Annotated in this window: 16 protein-coding genes; 6 read left to right on the forward strand and 10 right to left on the reverse strand. The window is 70.6% G+C overall.

Annotation, left to right across the window (positions count from 1 at the left end):
- Positions 1-223 precede the first annotated feature (223 nt).
- Positions 224-1,114, reverse strand: coding sequence for a hypothetical protein (locus ACZ4N5_RS05655; protein ID WP_467755820.1), 891 nt, complete (start codon positions 1,112-1,114; stop codon positions 224-226).
- Positions 1,115-1,433: 319 nt separating this feature from the next.
- Between ACZ4N5_RS05655 and ACZ4N5_RS05660 the strand changes: the two genes are divergently transcribed.
- Complete coding sequence (locus ACZ4N5_RS05660; RefSeq protein WP_467755821.1) at positions 1,434-2,321, forward strand: hypothetical protein; 888 nt, start codon at positions 1,434-1,436, stop codon at positions 2,319-2,321.
- Positions 2,322-2,393: 72 nt separating this feature from the next.
- On the opposite strand, the gene ACZ4N5_RS05665 is transcribed toward ACZ4N5_RS05660, so the two are convergent.
- From ACZ4N5_RS05665 to mce, 5 genes are all read right to left on the reverse strand, one after another.
- Entirely contained in the window at positions 2,394-3,161 is a 768-nt protein-coding gene (locus tag ACZ4N5_RS05665; RefSeq protein WP_467755822.1) for an ABC transporter permease, read from the reverse strand.
- Between the two features lie 2 nt (positions 3,162-3,163).
- A complete protein-coding gene (locus tag ACZ4N5_RS05670; protein WP_467755823.1) occupies positions 3,164-4,150 on the reverse strand; it encodes an ABC transporter ATP-binding protein in 987 nt (328 codons plus the stop codon).
- Between the two features lie 116 nt (positions 4,151-4,266).
- On the reverse strand, positions 4,267-5,202 hold the full coding sequence (locus ACZ4N5_RS05675) for a coiled-coil domain-containing protein (RefSeq protein ID WP_351543551.1): 936 nt from the start codon (positions 5,200-5,202) through the stop codon (positions 4,267-4,269).
- 182 nt (positions 5,203-5,384) lie between these two features.
- Positions 5,385-9,233 (reverse strand): polarized growth protein Scy, encoded by a 3,849-nt coding sequence (gene scy / locus ACZ4N5_RS05680; protein ID WP_467755824.1) that lies wholly within the window; start codon positions 9,231-9,233, stop codon positions 5,385-5,387.
- Between the two features lie 243 nt (positions 9,234-9,476).
- Positions 9,477-9,917, reverse strand: a complete 441-nt coding sequence (gene mce / locus ACZ4N5_RS05685; RefSeq protein ID WP_467755825.1) for a methylmalonyl-CoA epimerase — start codon at positions 9,915-9,917, stop codon at positions 9,477-9,479.
- Between the two features lie 147 nt (positions 9,918-10,064).
- On the opposite strand from mce, the gene ACZ4N5_RS05690 reads away from it, so the two are divergent.
- From ACZ4N5_RS05690 to ACZ4N5_RS05700, 3 genes are all read left to right on the forward strand, one after another.
- A complete protein-coding gene (locus tag ACZ4N5_RS05690; RefSeq protein WP_467755826.1) occupies positions 10,065-11,267 on the forward strand; it encodes an acetyl-CoA C-acetyltransferase in 1,203 nt (400 codons plus the stop codon).
- 40 nt (positions 11,268-11,307) lie between these two features.
- Positions 11,308-12,264 carry a methylmalonyl Co-A mutase-associated GTPase MeaB gene (gene meaB / locus ACZ4N5_RS05695; RefSeq protein ID WP_355853321.1) on the forward strand — a complete coding sequence of 319 codons (957 nt, stop codon included), beginning with the start codon at positions 11,308-11,310 and terminating at the stop codon, positions 12,262-12,264.
- Positions 12,265-12,469: 205 nt separating this feature from the next.
- Entirely contained in the window at positions 12,470-13,756 is a 1,287-nt protein-coding gene (locus ACZ4N5_RS05700; RefSeq protein WP_467755827.1) for an MFS transporter, read from the forward strand.
- 2 nt (positions 13,757-13,758) lie between these two features.
- On the opposite strand, the gene ACZ4N5_RS05705 is transcribed toward ACZ4N5_RS05700, so the two are convergent.
- The 4 genes from ACZ4N5_RS05705 to ACZ4N5_RS05720 all read right to left on the reverse strand — a co-directional run bounded on the left by ACZ4N5_RS05705 (position 13,759) and on the right by ACZ4N5_RS05720 (position 16,410).
- Positions 13,759-14,235, reverse strand: a complete 477-nt coding sequence (locus ACZ4N5_RS05705; protein WP_365879541.1) for a MarR family winged helix-turn-helix transcriptional regulator — start codon at positions 14,233-14,235, stop codon at positions 13,759-13,761.
- A gap of 93 nt (positions 14,236-14,328) precedes the next feature.
- Positions 14,329-15,129, reverse strand: coding sequence for an AIM24 family protein (locus tag ACZ4N5_RS05710; RefSeq protein WP_467755828.1), 801 nt, complete (start codon positions 15,127-15,129; stop codon positions 14,329-14,331).
- Positions 15,126-15,776: an AIM24 family protein gene (locus ACZ4N5_RS05715; protein ID WP_467755886.1), complete on the reverse strand. Its 651-nt coding sequence runs from the start codon at positions 15,774-15,776 to the stop codon at positions 15,126-15,128. Before ACZ4N5_RS05715 ends, ACZ4N5_RS05710 begins: the two co-directional genes overlap by 4 nt.
- Before the next feature lies 1 nt (position 15,777).
- The gene (locus ACZ4N5_RS05720) at positions 15,778-16,410 is read right to left on the reverse strand and encodes an AIM24 family protein (RefSeq protein ID WP_467755887.1); all 633 of its coding nucleotides are present in this window, start codon (positions 16,408-16,410) and stop codon (positions 15,778-15,780) included.
- 190 nt (positions 16,411-16,600) lie between these two features.
- On the opposite strand from ACZ4N5_RS05720, the gene ACZ4N5_RS05725 reads away from it, so the two are divergent.
- Both ACZ4N5_RS05725 and ACZ4N5_RS05730 read left to right on the forward strand, forming a co-directional pair.
- Positions 16,601-16,951, forward strand: a complete 351-nt coding sequence (locus tag ACZ4N5_RS05725; RefSeq protein ID WP_467755829.1) for a DUF3817 domain-containing protein — start codon at positions 16,601-16,603, stop codon at positions 16,949-16,951.
- A complete protein-coding gene (locus tag ACZ4N5_RS05730) occupies positions 16,948-17,241 on the forward strand; it encodes an MTH1187 family thiamine-binding protein (RefSeq protein WP_467755830.1) in 294 nt (97 codons plus the stop codon). The genes ACZ4N5_RS05725 and ACZ4N5_RS05730 overlap by 4 nt, the downstream gene beginning before the upstream one ends.
- Positions 17,242-17,440 lie beyond the last annotated feature (199 nt).

The following is a 17,440-nucleotide window of genomic DNA, read 5'->3' on the forward strand; positions in this document are numbered from 1 at the left end:
CCGCACCCATCGAAAGGTTCAGGACGTCGGGGCGCACGCCCCCGTAAGGGTTAGGAGGATATCCGGGCGCGGGCGGTTCCACTCAAGAGAAAGTAAAGCCATGCCCATCGACCGGTGAAAGATCCAGTAGAGGGCGAAATTTCGTACGGGCGTCCTGTCAGGTACCCGTCTTTCCTGGTCAGGTGGGAAAAGGGAATCCGCGCCCATCGGTCGACGGGAATTCTCAGGGCCGGTCCGGCAGGGAATCGTCCAGCGGCGGCAGATCGTCGTACAGCCGCAGTTCGGCCGATTCGTCGAGGTACGGCAGGAAGTCGGTCTGCGGCAGCACCCAGCCCTCCTGGCCGAAAATCAGCGTGCCCGCCTCGCGCAGCGACCGGTCGGCCCCCGCACGGCGCACCCAGGCCGCCGGGTCGGGCCCGAGCAGTTCGCGCAGGCGTGCGGACCCTCCGAGCAGGGCGGAGAGCAGCTCGGACTGGTCGCCGCCGCCCGGGCGGGGTCGCCCGGTCTCCGGCTCGGCGAGCACACCGTGCGCGCTGAAGTAGATGTACGCGCCGCCGAGCCGTTCCCCGGAGGGCATCGTCATCGCGAACTCGTCGCCCGGGAGTATCGCCCGCCGATAGTCCGGGAACTCGGTGTCGTCGACGGCCTTGAGCTGCGTCGAGTCCAGCCAGGTCACCACCAACGTCGTCTCGGCGGTCCGGTCGACGTACGGCGTCCCGGCCACGTAACCCGCCGGGCTGATGTGTCCGGAGCAGCCCACGGCGACTCCGCGCACCCGCACCGGGATCATCGGCACCGTCGCAGGGATGCCGAGCCGGGTCAGCTTGTGGGCGACCTGCCCGGGGGAGGCGTTCGAGCCGACGGCGATGACCGGGTGGCGCAGCCCCGTGCCCACCTGGCCCAGTCCGGCCAGGGCTTCGTCGAGCCGCCGCTGCTCCTGGCGCTCCTCCACGTACCACTCGCCGAGCCGCAGCGGCCGGACGTCCAGCTGGAGCAGCTCGCCGCCGGTCAGCAGGGACGGCTCGGTGGTGGGCCGGCCGGGATAGGTGAGGGGCTTCTTCGCGGGCACGTCGTCCAGGCCCAGCGCTTCGAGGCTTCGGTCCTCAGTCGTCACGGTGACGCCCTTCGGGGGTGGTGTCGCGCGCATGCGGGCACAGCCTTTCACGCGAGATGTACCTGGGCCCTCGCGCGAGATGTGCCCGGCGCGGGGCCCGGTCTCCCCGGTTGAGCGGGGTTGGCCTGAACCGACACCGGGAATGATGCCGACCCCATTGTACGAGTGGGGCGAAATCGGTTACGGGGAAAGCGAGTTGAGGCCGATGAGGCGCGATTTGCGAAGGGCGGGGCGAGCGGGGCGGAGGTCGGCGCACCCTCGTTTTCGCACTTCCGTTCGCTGGTGGATCGCGGGACGCACCGTCCATGCCCTGCTGTTGATGGCGCTGGGCGCGCTGGCCGGACTCTCGGTCGTCGTGGCGACGGCGTGGACGCTGACCGAGAACTCGCCGCGTTCGATGGCGGCCCGGTTCTCGGACGAGGAGCGCCTCCTCGACCTCAGCCTGGCCGTGCTGCGGGCCTGCGTCGGCACCGACAACCTCGAACCCGAACCTGACAGCACCGCTCACCAGCTGCTCGCCACGCTCGCCTCCGTGACCGGCGCGCTGGTGCCGGCGGTGCTGCTCGGCATCGTCCTGATCAAGCTGTTCGCGCTGCGCCCGTTCGTCTGGCGGCGGCGGGCCAGCATCTCGCACGCCTGGACCGCCGACTTCCCGGGCTACGCGCGACGGAACGCGGACGGCGACGACGCCGTCATCGCCGTCCGTTTCTACAACCGCTTCGACAACCTGTCGGTCGTCGACCTGCGGGCCCGCGCCCATCTGCGCTATCTGGAGCGCTCCCCGCACGACGGCAGTCTCGTCATCTACAAGCAGTGGCTGAAGGTCCTGGACGCGAACGGCGAGCCGGCCGACGAGCGGAGCTGGCTCGCGGTCGAACGCGGGGCACCCTTCACGGTCTGGATACCGGTCGAGGCGCCGGTGGCCGAACTGCCGTTCCGCAGGATTCAGGGCAAGGAGCTGTCCGGCTCGTCGGGGGTGAAGCTCCTCGTCCGGCTCACCGCCCGGACCGTCGGGCTCGGTACCGAGGTCGCGGACGAGCGCTGGTTCGACCTGGAGGCCGGGGACTTCGAGCTGGGCCGTTTCGTTCCGCTCCAGCCGGACCTCGACAAGGACGTGTGGCACTGGGAGGGGTGGTCCGACTTCGACGGGCTGATCCAGCCGAGCCCGAACGGCGAAGAGCCCCCTGAGACCCCTGCGCCCCATTGACCCCGCTGAGCTCCCTGAGCCCGTGACCTTGAGCCGCCTGGCTGTCCCGAATCCGGGTGCCCCGCGTGAGACCTAAGCGTCCCGTTTCTTGAGCAACGCGTAGCCGCCGATCAGGGCCGCGGCCACCCACAGCACCATGATGCCGAGGCCGCCCCAGGGTCCGTAGGGGGTGTCGTCGAGGGGCCTCACCACCTGGAGGATCCTGCTGCCGGCCTGGTCGGGGAGGTAGCGGCCGACCTTCTTGGTCGCGGACACGGCGCCCAGGATGTTGGAGATCAGGAAGAAGAACGGCATCAGGATGCCGAGCGAGAGCATCGGACTGCGCAGCATCGCCGCGACGCCCATCGAGAACACGGCGATGAGCGTCATGTAGAGGCCCCCGCCGATCACCGCGCGCAGCACACCCGGATCACTGATCGACGCCCTGTGCGTGCCGAGTGCGGCCTGGCCCACGAAGAACGCGATGAAGCTGGTGATCAGGCCGACGACGAGGGCGAGACCGGCCGCCACCGCGATCTTGCTGAAGAGGAACGTGCCGCGCTGCGGGACCGCCGCGAGCGAGGTGCGGATCATGCCGGTGCTGTACTCGTTGCCGACGACGAGCACCCCGAAGACGATCATCGCGAGCTGGCCGAGGCCCATGCCCGCGAAGCTGATGCGCGTCGGGTCGAAGGTGAGCCGGTCCTCCGCGCTCAACTTGTCCCACTGGTTGTTGGAGAGGAGCGAGATGAGGATGCCCAGGGCGATCGTGACGACCGCCGCGAGACTCAGCGTCCACACGGTGGACGACACGGACCGGATCTTGGTCCACTCGGACTTGAGGACCTGGGTGGCCGCCATGCTCAGCCCTTCTTCCAGTCGCCGCCCCATTGCGGGGCAGGGGGCGGGCCCGGCGGGCTCGACGAGATCTGCTGACCCGGCGCGTCGGTGTGCGCGTGGTACTCCACCGACTCCGCGGTCAGCTGCATGAACGCCTCCTCCAGGGAGGCCTGCTGAGGGCTCAGCTCATGCAGCACGATCTGGTGCTGCGCGGCCAGTTCACCGATGTGCTCCGGCTTCCCGTCGTCCACTTCGAGCGCCCCGCTGCCCGTCCGGACGACGGTGATCCCCGCGCCCTGCAGCACATCGAGCAGCCGCTCGCGCTGCGGGGAGCGGATCCGGACGTACGAGCGCGAGTTCTGCTGGATGAAGTCGGCCATCGAGGTGTCGGCGAGCAGCCTGCCCTGGCCGATGACGACGAGGTGGTCGGCGGTCAGCGCCATCTCGCTCATGAGGTGCGAGGAGACGAAGACCGTACGGCCCTGTACGGCGAGGGACTTCATCAGGTTGCGGATCCAGTGGATGCCCTCGGGGTCGAGGCCGTTGACCGGCTCGTCGAACATCAGGATCCGCGGGTCGCCGAGAAGGGCGCCCGCGATGCCGAGCCGCTGGCCCATGCCCAGCGAGAACCCCTTCGCCTTCTTCCGTGCGACCGCGGTGAGACCGACGGTGTCGAGGACCTCGTGCACGCGCGCCTTCGGGATGCCGTTGCTCTGGGCGAGGCAGAGAAGGTGGTTGAAGGCGCTGCGGCCGCCGTGCATGGCCTGGGCGTCCAGCAGTGCGCCGATGTACTTCAGGGGATCCTTGAGATGGTCGTAGTGCCGTCCGTCGATCCGTACGTCGCCGGCGGTGGGACGGTCGAGCCCGAGCATCATCCGCATCGTCGTGGACTTCCCGGCACCGTTGGGACCGAGGAAGCCGGTCACGATGCCCGGTCTGACGGCGAAGGTGAGGTTGTTGACCGCCACCTTCTCGCCGTACCGCTTGGTCAGCCCCTCCAGCTCGATCATGCGGCCACGCTAAGACGGCCCCCGGGAGCCTGCCACTTGAGCGAGGACGACCCCACCGGCACGACAAGGCCCGCGCCCTCGGCAGAGGGAACGGGCCCTGGTGTCGTGCTGCGTGGTTACCGGGACTGCTGTGCCGGAACCCCACGGGAGATCGGCTCGTCCTCGGCCGGGCCGGTGGCGGCGGCCACCGCGGCGCCGGTGAGCGTCGCGAGCATCTCGCGGACGTTCGTGAGCTGCGCGTTGATCGAGTCGCGGCGGTTGGTGAGGGCGGCCAGCTCGCGCTCGGATTCCGAGCGGATGCGGTCGGCCTTGGCGTTCGCGTCGGCCACGATGTCCTCGGCCTGCCGCTGAGCCGTCTCCACCGTCTGGCGGGCGCGGCGCTCGGCGTCCGTGCGCAGCTTCTCGGCCTCCAGGCGGAGCTGCTCCGCGCGGTGCTCGATCTCCGCGAGGCGCTTCTCGGCCTTGGCCTGCCGCGACGCCAGGTCGCGCTCGGACTGCTCGCGGCGCTTGGCGAGGTTCGTCTCGAAGTCGGCGGCGGCCTGGGCGGCCTTGGCGCGGGTCTCCTCGAAGAGGGCGTCCGCCTCCTCGCGCTTGGACTGCGCGTCCTTCTGCGCCTCGGAGCGCAGCTGCGAGGCGTCGCTCTTGGCCTTCTCGACGATCCGGACGCCCTCGTCCTCCGCCTTGGACTTGCGGTCCGCGGCGAACGATTCTGCGTCGTTGCGCACCTGCTGAGCCGCCGACTCGGCGAGCTCGCGGTGCTGCTCGGACGCGCGACGGGCCTCCTCGCGCAGGTCCTTGGCCTCCTCCTCGGCGAGGCGGAGGATCTTCTCGACTCGCGCGCCGAGACCGGCGTACGACGGCTCGGCGTCGCTCACCTGGGCCTGGGCGTTCTGCGTTTCGAGATGGAGCTCCTCGATGCGCTTTTCAAGGGCGGTGATACGGGCCAGAGCGCTGTCACGGTCGGAGACGAGCTTCGAGATGCGTTCGTCCACCTGAGCGCGGTCGTATCCACGCCGCACAAGCTCGAAGCCGTAGGGGGAAGTGTCGCTCATGGGGTTCCTGTCGAATGAGACCGGTGAGGTGATAGGTGGAATCCTAGGGGGCAATGCGGTGTGTCATCGAGCGGATACGTGTTTGATCTGGAGAATGACACTCCTTTTGGGTGGCTAGCTGTCGGATGGCTTGCCAGAATCTGTGACAAACGTCCTACAAGGCACGGAATCCGTGCCTCCGGCTAGCTCTCCGACGCCTTGCCACCCGCACGGGTGGCCCCCGCGGCAGCACCCGCCTTCACTCCGCCGTCCTTGCCACCCGATGGGGCCTCGAAAGACTCCAACGCTTCGAGGACGTCCTGGACACGGGAGATCTCCGCGTTGATGTCCTCACGCCGGCGGACCAGGACCTCCAGGTCGCGCTTGCCCTCCTCGACGGCCGCCTTCGCCTCCTGAATGGCCTCGGACCTGATCTTCTCGGCCTCGGCGACGAGCGAGGACTTCTTCTGCTCGGCCTCCTTGAGGAGCCCCTCGGCCTTCCGCACGGCGGCGATACGCACCTTGCTCGCCTCGGAGTTCGCCTCCGACAGCAGATCCTTGGCCTTCGCGTCGGCCTCGGCGAGCTGGTCCTCGGCGGCCTTGATGAGCGCGTCGCACCGGTCGCCGGCGTTCTTCATCGCCTCGGACGACTCTCGGCGCGCCCGCTCGTGCAGATCCTCGATCTCGGACGTGATGCGGTCGCGCAGTTCCTCGGCGCGCTCCCGGATCGCCGTGGCGTCCCGGCGCGCGCCGACGAGCAGCCCGTCCGCGTCCGTACGGGCCCGCTCCACGAGGGTGTTGCCCTCGACCGTCGCCTCCGAGACGAGCCGCTCGGCCTCGCCCCGCGCCACACCGACCATCGTGTCGGCCTGCGACTCGGCGTCCGCCGTCGTCTTCTGCGCGCTCTGCTGCGCCTCGGCGAGCAGCTTGTCCGCCTCGGACGCCGTCTCGGAGATGAGCGTGTCGACCTGCTCGGCCGCTTCGGAGCGCCGCTTGTTGGCTTCCTGACGGGCCGCGTCCAGCATGCGCTCGGATTCCTCGCGCGCCGACGCCGTGCGCCGCTCGGCCTCCTCCGTCGCCCGCGCCTTGAAGCGCTCGGCCTCGGTGCGGATCCGCTCGGAGTGCTGCTGGGCGGACCCGACCGCCTCGGCGGCCTCGGCGCGCAGCCGCTCCGCGTCACCGGTCGCGTCCGAGATGAGCTTCTCGGCCTTGGCCACGGCCTCGGCGCGTACCCGCTCGGCCTCGGCCGCGGTCTCGATCCCGAGCCGCTCGGCCTCCGCCGCCGCCTCGGTGATGAGCGTGTCCACCTGCGCGGCCGCGTCCGAACGGATCCGGTTCGCGTCCTCCCGGGCGTCCGCACGGGTGCGCGCGGCGTCCTGGTCGGCGTTCGCGATGGCGTCCGACACCTCGGTGCGCACCCGCTGGGCGTGTTCGGACGCGTCCGAACGCATCCGCTCCGCCTCGGCGATCGCCTCCGCGACCGTGCGCTCCGCGAGGGCGCTCGCGGCCTCCCTCTCCTCGTTCGCCTCGCGCCGCAGGCGCGCCGCGTCCTCGGACGCCCGCTCGCGCTCGGCGTACGCGTCGGCGCGGACCCGGTCCGCCTCCTCCTGCGCCTCGGTCCGCGTACGGTCCGCCACGTGCTCGGCGGCCGAGCGCAGCCCGGTGATCTCCTCCTGGGCCTGCTCGTGCAGCCCCGCCACCGAGTCCCGCACCTGCTGCGCGGTCTGCTCGGCGTTGGAGACCATCTCGGTCGCGCGCCGGTCGGCCTCCTCGACCAGCCGTACGGCCTCGGTCTGGGCCTCCTCGACGCGCTTGCGCGCGGAAGCGAGCAGTTCCTCGCTCTGTTCGCGGGCCCGCTCGCGCTCCTGGTCGGCCTCCTGGCGCGCGGAACCGAGGGTCTCCTCGGCCTCGCGGCGGCGCCGGGCGGCCTCCTCCTGGGCGGCGGCCAGCGTCTCGGCACCCTCGGTCGCCAGGCGCTCGGCCGCGGCCTGCGCCTCGCTGCGTACCCGGTCGGCGCTGTCCTGGGCCTCCGACTTCAGCCGCTCGGCCTCCGCCGCGGCCTCGGAACGCAGCCGTACGGCGATGGCCTCGCCCTCGGCCCGGGACGCCGACGCGTCTCCGGCCGCCTCGTTGCGCAGCCGGTCGGCCTCCGTCTCGGCCTGTACCTGGAGCGTACGGATCCGCTCGGCGGCCTCCGAACGCAGCCGGTCGGTCTCCTCGGCGGCCTCGCGGCGGATGCGCTCGGCCTCCGCACGCGCGTCCGTCAGCGCCTGCTCGGCGGCGGTGAGACGCTCCTCGGCCTCCGTGTGCAGCCGCGCCAGTCCCTCGGCGGCCTCGGCCTGACGGGCCGCTATGGCCCGCTCGGTCTCCTCGCGCTGCCGCTCGGCGGCCCGCTCCGCGTCGGCCGCGATCGTCTCGGCCTGCTCGACGGCGTCCGCGCGGTGCCGCTCGGCCTCAGCACGGGTCCGCTCCAGCGTCTCCTCGGCCTGCCGGCGCAGGGTCGTGGCGCGCTCGATGGCCTCGGTGCGGACCTTCTCGCTGTCCGCCGTGGCGGCCTGGCGCAGCTCGTCCGCGTCCGCCTTCGCCTTGCCGAGCAGCTCCTCGGCGGTCCGCGCCGCCTCCTCGATCTGCTGGACGGCCTCGCGCCGGGCCTCGGCGCGGATGCGCTCGCCCTCGGCGACGGCGTCCGACCGCAGCTGCTCGGCGTCACCGCGCAGCCGACGGGCCTCCTCCTGGAGCTCGACCGTCTTGGCGCGGTATTCCTTGGTGTCGTCCTTGGCCGTGCCCTTGAGCTGCGCCGCGATGTCGTGCGCCTCGGCGCGCAGCCGGTCGGCCTCGGTCTCCGCCTCGGTGCGGATCCGCTCGGCCTCCTCGGCCGCCGCCTTCGTGGTCCTCTTGGCCTCGTCGGACGCGCGGTTGAGCACGTCCTCGGCGGTACGGGCGGCCTTGGCGAGCTGGGAGGCGGTCTCCTCGGCGGTGAGGCTGCGGGCGCTCTCCTCCGCCTCGGCGACGATCGTCTCGGCCTTCGTACGGGCGTCCGCGACGATCTGCTCGGCCTCGGACTTGGTGGTCTCGGCCTCCTTGGTGGCCTCGCTGACCAGCCGGGCGACCTGCTCCTTCGCCGTCCGCGTGCGCTGCTCGTTGACCGACTCGGCGCCGGCGAGCGTCTTGGCCGCGGCTTCCTTGGCCTCGCCCAGAACCTTGTCCGCCTCGGCCTGCGCCTCGCGCAGCGCCGCCTCGGCGGCACTCATCCGCTGCTCGGCGGCCCGGCTCAGCTCGGTGGCCTGACGGCGGGCGTTGTCCGAATCGTTCGCCGTGGAGCTGCGCAGCTGCTCGGCGTGGTCGGTGGCCTCCTGGGCCTGTGTCGACGCCGCGTTCAGCAGCCGCTCGGCGTCCGTGCGGGCCCGGCGCAGCAGCGCCTCGGCCTCGGCGCGGGCCGCCTCGGCGTCGGTGGTGAGCCGCTGGCGGGCCTCGGCGGCGACCCGCTCGGCCTCCGCACGGGCCGCGGCGAGCGCCTGCTCGGCCTCGGCACGCGACTCGTCCAGGAGACGGCGGGCCTGGGACTCGGAGCGGGCGCGCAGCTGCTCGGCCCACGCCACGTTCTCGTTGACGTGCGATTCGACGGTCTGCCGGCGCTCGGCCAGCTCCTGGTCGAGCTGCTGGCGGCGGGTGACCGCCTCCTGGTGCAGCTCCGCCTGGAGCCGGGCGGCCTGCTCGGCGTGCTCCTGGAGGATGCGCTGGGTCTGCGCCCGTGCCTGGCTGATCTCGCGCTCGGCGTCGACGCGCAGCTGGTCGGCCTGCATCTGGGCATTACGGAGCATCTGCTCGGCCTGATAGCCGATGTCGGCCCCGTCGTAGGCAGGACGGGTCGCCAGACTGCGGCGCGCCTCATGCAGCTTGGCGCGCAGCACCTCGACCTGATAGCCGAGGTCCTCGGCGTGCTGGACGGCCTTCTCCCGCTCGGTCTTCAGCCGTTCCATCTCGGCCTCGAACCGAGAGAGGTGGTCGACGTCAGCCGCCGGCTCTCGCTCCTGGCGTTCGTAGCCCCGCACTGCGCGGTCCCATCCGTCCCCTGGTCGCAAGTAAATCCGAACGAGCACCGTTCTTCCGCTGAACGGGGCCCCCGGGGAATGGTGTCAGATCAACGGCGGAGCACGGGCTGCTGCCCCGATGCTCGCCCCCCGAAACCTGGACCCCGGCCCTTGGTCCCGCTCGCCGGAAGGCGCCGGGACCACGGCCGTCCCCCGCGAAAGGCGACGGCCGAGCCCAACCCTACCGGCCCAGATATACGGAGGTCAGTGCTCAGCTGACTCAACCGCCGCCGAAGTGACCAGTTCTGTCAGTACTCCGTGGCAATCCTTGGGGTGGAGGAAGGTGATCCGGGACCCCATGGACCCGATCCGGGGCTCCTCGTAGAGCACCCGGACGCCCTTGTTCCGGATGTCCGCGGCGTCGCCGTCGACGTCCGCGGTGCCGAAGGCGATGTGATGCACGCCCTCGCCGTTCTTGGCCAGCCACTTGCCCACGGCGGAGTCCTCGCGGGTGGGTTCGAGCAGTTGGAGGTAGGAGGCGCCGCCGTCGGACGTCTCGTTGATCTTGAGCATGGCCTCCCGTACGCCCTGCTCCTCATTGATCTCGGAGTGGAAGACTTCGAAACCGTACGTCGCACGGTAGAACTCGACAGTGGCGTCGAGGTCGAAACAGGCGATCCCGATGTGGTCGATTCGCGTCAGCATGGAGTCAGTGCAGCGCTCCTGGCGTGGTTACGCAACGTGCGCGCGATCACACTGCGGGCCGGATGACGGGTGGCCTACCGCTCAGTACATTCTCAGTAAACCCTCGTTCACTCCTCGGCTGTGCAGCCGGTAAGGGGATCGCACCTCATGTCTGGAACGAACAGCAGTACCTCGGTGATCGTCGCGGGCGCCCGAACGCCCATGGGGCGGTTGCTGGGCTCGCTGAAGTCCTTCTCCGGGGCCGACCTCGGAGGCTTCGCGATCAAGGCCGCCCTCGACCGTGCGGGCATCGGCGGCGACCAGGTGCAGTACGTGATCATGGGCCAGGTGCTCCAGGCCGGGGCAGGGCAGATCCCGGCACGCCAGGCCGCCGTCAAGGCGGGCATCCCGATGAGCGTCCCGGCCCTCACCATCAACAAGGTGTGTCTCTCCGGCCTCGACGCCATCGCCCTGGCGGACCAGCTGATCCGCGCCGGCGAGTTCGACATCGTCGTCGCCGGCGGCCAGGAGTCCATGACGAACGCCCCGCACCTGCTCCCGAAGTCCCGCGAGGGCTACAAGTACGGCGCGATCGAGATGCTCGACGCCATGGCGTACGACGGTCTGACGGACGCCTTCGAGAACATCGCCATGGGCGAGTCCACGGAGAAGCACAACACCCGCCTCGGGATCCAGCGCCCGGCGCAGGACGAGATCGCCGCGCTCTCCCACCAGCGCGCGGCCGCCGCCCAGAAGAACGGCCTCTTCGAGGCGGAGATCACACCCATCGAGATCCCGCAGCGCAAGGGCGAGCCCGTCGTCTTCAGCAAGGACGAGGGCATCCGCGCCGAGACGACCGCCGAGTCGCTCGGCAAGCTGCGCCCGGCCTTCGCCAAGGACGGCACCATCACCGCCGGCAGCGCCTCCCAGATCTCGGACGGCGCGGCCGCCGTGGTCGTGATGAGCAAGGCCAAGGCGCTGGAGCTGGGTCTGGAGTGGATCGCGGAGATCGGCGCCCACGGCAACGTGGCCGGCCCGGACAACTCCCTGCAGTCGCAGCCCTCGAACGCGATCCTGCACGCCCTGAAGAAGGAGGGCCTGGAGGTCGAGGACCTCGACCTGATCGAGATCAACGAGGCCTTCGCGGCGGTCGCGGTCCAGTCAATGAAGGACCTCGGCGTGTCCACGGAAAAGGTGAACGTCAACGGCGGCGCCATCGCCCTCGGTCACCCGATCGGCATGTCCGGCGCCCGGCTCGTGCTGCACCTCGCCCTCGAACTGAAGCGGCGCGGCGGCGGCGTGGGCGCGGCCGCCCTGTGCGGCGGCGGCGGTCAGGGCGACGCCCTGATCGTGCGGGTGGCCAAGGCCTGACCCGCGTTCGCACGACCGACCTCTCGTGAACGGAGCTGTGATGCAGGACGTCTCCTCGCTGGTGACCCAGGCCAGGGAAGGACGGCCGCGGGCGGTGGCCCGGCTGATCTCCCTCGTGGAGGGAGCGGCACCACAGCTCCGTGAGGTCATGGCCGCGCTGGCCCCGCTGACCGGCAACGCCTACGTGGTGGGGCTCACCGGCTCGCCCGGCGTCGGCAAGTCGACCTCGACGTCGGCGCTGGTGAAGGCCTACCGGCGGCAGGACAAGCGGGTCGGTGTACTGGCCGTCGACCCGTCCTCGCCGTTCTCCGGGGGCGCGCTCCTCGGCGACCGCGTCCGGATGTCCGACCACGCCTCGGACCCCGGCGTCTACATCCGCTCGATGGCGACGCGCGGCCACCTGGGCGGACTGGCCTGGTCGGCCCCCCAGGCGATCCGCGTCCTGGACGCGGCGGGCTGCGACGTCATCCTGGTGGAGACCGTCGGCGTCGGCCAGTCGGAGGTCGAGATCGCTTCCCAGGCGGACACCTCGGTGGTGCTGCTGGCCCCCGGTATGGGCGACGGCATCCAGGCCGCCAAGGCGGGAATCCTGGAGATCGGCGACGTGTACGTCGTCAACAAGGCCGACCGTGACGGCGCCGACGCGACCGCCCGCGAGCTCAACCACATGCTCAGCCTCGGTGAGTCCCGTGGTCCGGGGGCCTGGCGCCCGCCGATCGTCAAGACCGTCGCCGCGCGCGGTGAGGGCATCGACGAGGTCGTCGAGGCCCTGGAGAAGCACCGGGCGTGGATGGAGGAGCACGGCGTGCTGGCCGAGCGCCGGCTCGCCCGCGCGTCCCAGGAGGTCGAGACGATCGCCGTCACCGCGCTGCGGCGGCGCATCGGCGACCTCCACGGCGACCGCCGCCTGAGTGCCCTCGCGGAGCGCATCGTCGCAGGCGAACTGGACCCCTACCGGGCCGCGGACACCCTGATCGAGGGCCTCACGGAGAGCTGATCGGCAGCACCGTGACGGCGGGTGCGGGACGGACGCCCGGGGAAATCCCTGGCCGGCTCCCCGCGCCCGCTGTTACGTTGAGCGGCATGTTCCTCCTCTTGGCATAGGGCCCGCCCAGGCCCGCGACGCACACGCAGCACCGTGGCTGCGGCGTCGCGGCACACCGGCGACCCCTGTCCCGCCTCGCAGTTGAGGAACCCCACCCATGTCTGCGTCACCCTCGCGGCCGTCCTACGCCGCGCTCTTCCGCATTCCCCATGCCCGCCGCACCTTCGTTGCAGCCATGACCGGCCGTCTGTCGTACGGCGTGGTCTCCCTGGCCATGATGCTCACCACCACCCGCGCCACCGGGTCGTACGCCGTGGCCGGCACGGTCATGGCGCTGTTCGGCGCGACGAGCGTGTTCCTGTCGCCCGCGCGGGCGGCGCTGATCGACCGGCACGGCGCCCGCCGTGCCCTGATCCCCATGGCCTCGCTCTACGCGGGCCTTCTCACGGCTTTCGCCGCCACGGCCTGGCGGCCCGGCGCACCGGTACCGGCGATCGGCGCGCTGGCGGTCGCCGCGGGCGCCTGCACACCGCCGCTCGGCCCCACGATGCGCGCCGTATGGGGCGAAGTGGTCCAGGACGAACGGCTGTTGCAGCGTGCCTACAGTCTCGACGGCGTCGTCGAGGAGATCCTCTTCGTCTCCGGACCGCTGCTCGTCGGGGCGGTCGTGCAGGTGGCTCCGCCGGCCGCGGCGGTCGCGCTGAGCGCCCTGCTGGTGTGGTCGGGAACCCTGGCGTTCGTTCTCTCCCCGGTCGTGGCGCGGGTCCGTCCGGCCGCGGCGAAAGCAGCGAAAGCGGCGCACGGCGGGCGCCGGTGGCGGGGCGGACGGGCCCTCGCCCAGCCCGTCGTCGTCGCGCTGGGCGTCGGCCTTTCCCTGGGCGCCGTCGACCTCCTGGTCATGGCGTTCGCCGGGCAACACCACCACGGCGGGGGCGTGGTGGCCTGGGTGCTCGCCGCGCTGTCGCTGGGCAGCGCGCTGGGCGGCCTGCTGAACGGCGCGGTCGACTGGCGCACGGCCCCCGGCGTACGGCTGCCGCTGCTGGCCGGCTCTCTGGGTCTCACGTTGCTCGCCGCGGGGCTCGCCCCCGGCCTCGGCACGCTGACCGTGGCCGTCGCCTGCGCCGGCTTCTTCGTCGCCCCGGCCCTCACGACGTCCTATCTGATGGCCGACGCGGCCGCCCCGCCCGGCTTCCGCACCCAGGCCGGCGCCTGGGTCAACACCGCCGTGAACGCGGGGAGTTCGGGCGGAGCCGCCGGTGCGGGCCTGCTGGTGGGCCGACTGCCCCTGGGGCTGTGCTTCGCGCTCTCGGGGACGCTGGCGCTGGCGGCGGCCCTGGTCTGCGTACGGAGCGCGAGAACCCCGCGTCCGGACGCGGACGCGGGGCACCGTGCGGCCGAGGGCGCGCGCCCCGTCGAGGCGGACGGCGCGCAACTCCCCGGCTAGTTCTACGGCTTGCCGCGCTGCCCCAGCAGGTGCTCGGCGATCGGCCGCAGCGACTTGTGCAGGTCCTCCAGCGCCTCAGGGGACACCAGGTCGATGAAGTGCCGCCGTACGGACGCCACATGATGCGGCGAAACCTTCTTCATCGTCTCCATGCCGTGCTCGGTGAGGACCGCGTACAGCCCTCGCCGGTCGGACTCGCAGTTCTCCCGGCGCACCAGGTCCGCGTTCTCCATACGTGTGATCTGGTGCGAGAGGCGGCTCTTGGACTGGAGGGTGGCGGACGCCAGGTCGCTCATCCGCATGCGTACGCCCTCCGACTCGGAGAGGTTCACCAGGATCTCGTAGTCGTTCATCGTCAGCCCGAACGGCTGAAGGTCCCTTTCGAGCTGGTACGTCAACAGCCTGTTGACCTCCAGGTGGGTGCGCCAGGCGCACTGCTCCGCATCGGTCAGCCAGCGCGTGGCCGTCTCGGTCTCCATAAGTGAAGTCTACCTAAAATGTTGAAAGGCGAACTAGTGAGGGGTGGTGTGACTGCGCGCACGCGTTCGATGTCACACTCCGCAGACTACCGCTCACAGCCCGAAGCGACGCTGGAGGTCCCCCAGCTGTCCGGGAAGGCGCGGTGCCCCGGCCTGCTGCCCGTGCTGGCCGGGCGCCCCTCCCGCGCCGGGCACTCCGGCCTGCTGCGGGACCGCCCCCGTTGCCTGCTCCGCCATCAGGATCTCGGTGGACTGGAGCAGCACCGTGCCGGCTCCTACGAACTCGAACTGGTGCTCCTCCCCGGAGGCCCCTCCAAGGCCCGTCATCGCACGTAGACCGCCCATTACGCCGGTCATGTACCCGTGGTCGTAGTGGTGGCACGGGGACGGGCAGTCCGCCCACCCGACGAGGGCCTGCGGGTCCACCCGGATCGGGGGTTCCATGAACACCACCGGACCGTTTGACGCAGCCACGAACTTGCCGGTTCCGATCAGTGTCAGAAAGCCCGGCACGATCGACTGCTTGAGGGCAAGACTTGGCTGAAAAGCGAGCAAGTTGCCCGAGCGAATGGTCAGGTTGCCGTCGTCGAGGTCGTACGAATTCACATCGAAGGCCCGGTCGGCGAGGAGCATCTTGCCCGAACCCTGCGCCACGACCCAGTCGCTCGCGTGCAGAGGCGAATGAAAAGACGTACGGACAAGACGGTCAAGTCGGCCGTGCCCGATGCCGTTGAACTCCATCGATCCGTAGTAGGCGATCATCTTGCCCTTCTGCAGGAACCACTCGCTCCCCTTGAGCTCCACGCAGAAGGTGTACTTGTTGACATTGTCGTCGACCGGCAGCGACATCGGATCATGGATCACCGGGCCGCCCGGGGCTCCGTACCCGCTCACAGCTTCTCCTCCGAGGCCTGGACGTACACCGAACCACTCCCGCTGAGATCCAGCTGGAACGCCTCGCCCGAACCGCGGCCCACCATGTCGCGCCAGCCCAGCGCCGTGGACAGCTTGTTGCGCACGTCGCCGTGGTGCGCCACATACGCCTGCGGGTCCACGTGCACCGTCCGCTGCGGGGTGATCGGGACCTCGAAGACGCCCCCGTGCGCCATGACGGCCACCGCGCCGTGCCCCTTGAGCGTGGTCGTGAAGAGTCCCTGGCCCGTCACCTGGCCCCGCACCATGCCCATCACGCCGCCCTGCGAGCCCAGGAACATCGTGCCCTGCTGAAGCGTCCCGTCGAAGGCCAGCAGCCGGTCCGCCTCGACGTACAACGTGTCACCCGTGAGGCTGATCACGTGGACATGGTGGCCGCCGTGCCCGAAGAGCACCGTGCCCGCACCCTCGACGGTCATCAGCGGAGTCGCCTCGTTGGCCAGGCGGCGGCCGATCATCGACATCACACCGCCCTGGCCGCTCTGGATGTTGGGCGTGAACGACACCTCGCCCTTGTAGGCGAGCATCGCGCCGCGCTGACTGAACAGCCGCTGACCCGGTACCACCGTCGCCTCGACCATCTTCGAGTTCACCTCGCGGAACGCCATGTCAAACATCCCCCGCGATCGTGTTGCGCTCACTGGGCTGGACGTAGACCAGCCCGTCGCCCTCGAAGCGCATCTGGAACGCCTCGCCACCGCCCTCGCCGAGGAACGTGCGGAACGTCACACCGGACTGCAGCGACTGCCGCACATTGCCCTGGTGCGCGATGTACGCGCCCGGATCGACCGTCAGCGGGTACCGGTCGCTGACCCGCAGCACCACCGCGGGTCCGTCCGACATGATCGCCGCCTGGCCGTGGCCCTCGACGGTGGTCGTGAACAGACCGTTGCCCTGCGAGGCGCCGCGCAGCCCCGTGAACGTCGTACCCGTGCGCAGGCCCGCGTCCGTGGCGAGCAGATTGCTCGACTCCACATACAGCTTGTCCCCCTGAAGAGCCACCAGGTTGATCTCCGAGGCCCGGTCCGCGAACCAGCAGGTGCCGTGCCCCTTCACCTCCATCACCGTCATCTGCTCGCCGGTGAGGCGCCGGGTCACCATGCCCCGGATCCCCTCACCGCCCCCGCTCAGCTTCTTGAAGGCCATCTGGCCGTCGTACGCGACCATGGAGCCGTTCTTCGCCTTCACGGCGTCCCCGGTCATGTCGACAGCCAGCACCTTGCTGCCCTGAAGTCGAAACATCGCCACCCTGCGAAGGTAGCCGCAGCGCCGGACCGCGGACAGAGCCCGGGGGTGGATCTCACCCCTGAGCCGACCCCTAGGGCCCCGGACCCGGGATCGCGCCCTTTGGATGCCACAATGGCCGGGACGCTTGTGCTTGCGTTCACAAGGAAGCGTTTCCCCCGACAGCGAATCCCATCGAAGGTGACCCGTGGACATAAAGACCGCCACCGCACTCCGCCGGCTCCGTCTGGTCTCCGTACCGGAGGGCATCTCCTGGATCGTGCTCGCGACCTGCACGGTCATCAAGTACACCGTCACCTCCGAGGTCGACGTCGCACGGTGGCTCGGGCCGATCCATGGCGTGCTGTTCACGCTCTACGTGATCTTCTGGCTCGACGCCTGGAACCGCACCAGGTGGGACCGGAAGACGGGCCTTCTGTACTTCGCGTACTCGATCATCCCCGGCGGCGGCTTCGTGGCCGAGCGCAGGCTGCGCCGCGCCAGCGAGGACGCTGTGATCGCGGACCGCGCCCGCAAGGAAGGGGTCGTGAACGCATGATCGTCGCCTTCTCCGTGACACCGCTCGGTGTCGGCGAGGACGTGGGGGAGTACGTCGCCGATGCCGTCCGCGTGGTCCGTGAGTCGGGCCTGCCCAACCGCACCGACGCGATGTTCACCTCGATCGAGGGCGACAGGGACGAAGTGATGGCCGTCGTGAAGCGCGCCGTCGCCGTCGTAGAGGAACGCGCGCCCCGCGTCTCGGTCGTCCTCAAGGCGGACATCCGCCCCGCCGTGACGGACGGCCTCACCTCCAAGGTGGAGACAGTGGAGCGACACCTGTCGGTGTGACGTCATGACGGCATGTCGGCATACCGACATGCCGTCGCGACCTCGGGGCGCGGGCCCCGCACCGAGAACCCCGGTCCCCAGGACCGGGGTTCTTTCGTGTCCGAGACGGCGCGGACGAAAGACCACCCGCCCGCACGACCCCCGCACCCAACCGGACGCGCCCCGTTCGACACGTCGTCAAAACTCCACTTATGTGTGG

Source organism: Streptomyces sp. NPDC026500 (genome assembly GCF_055567635.1).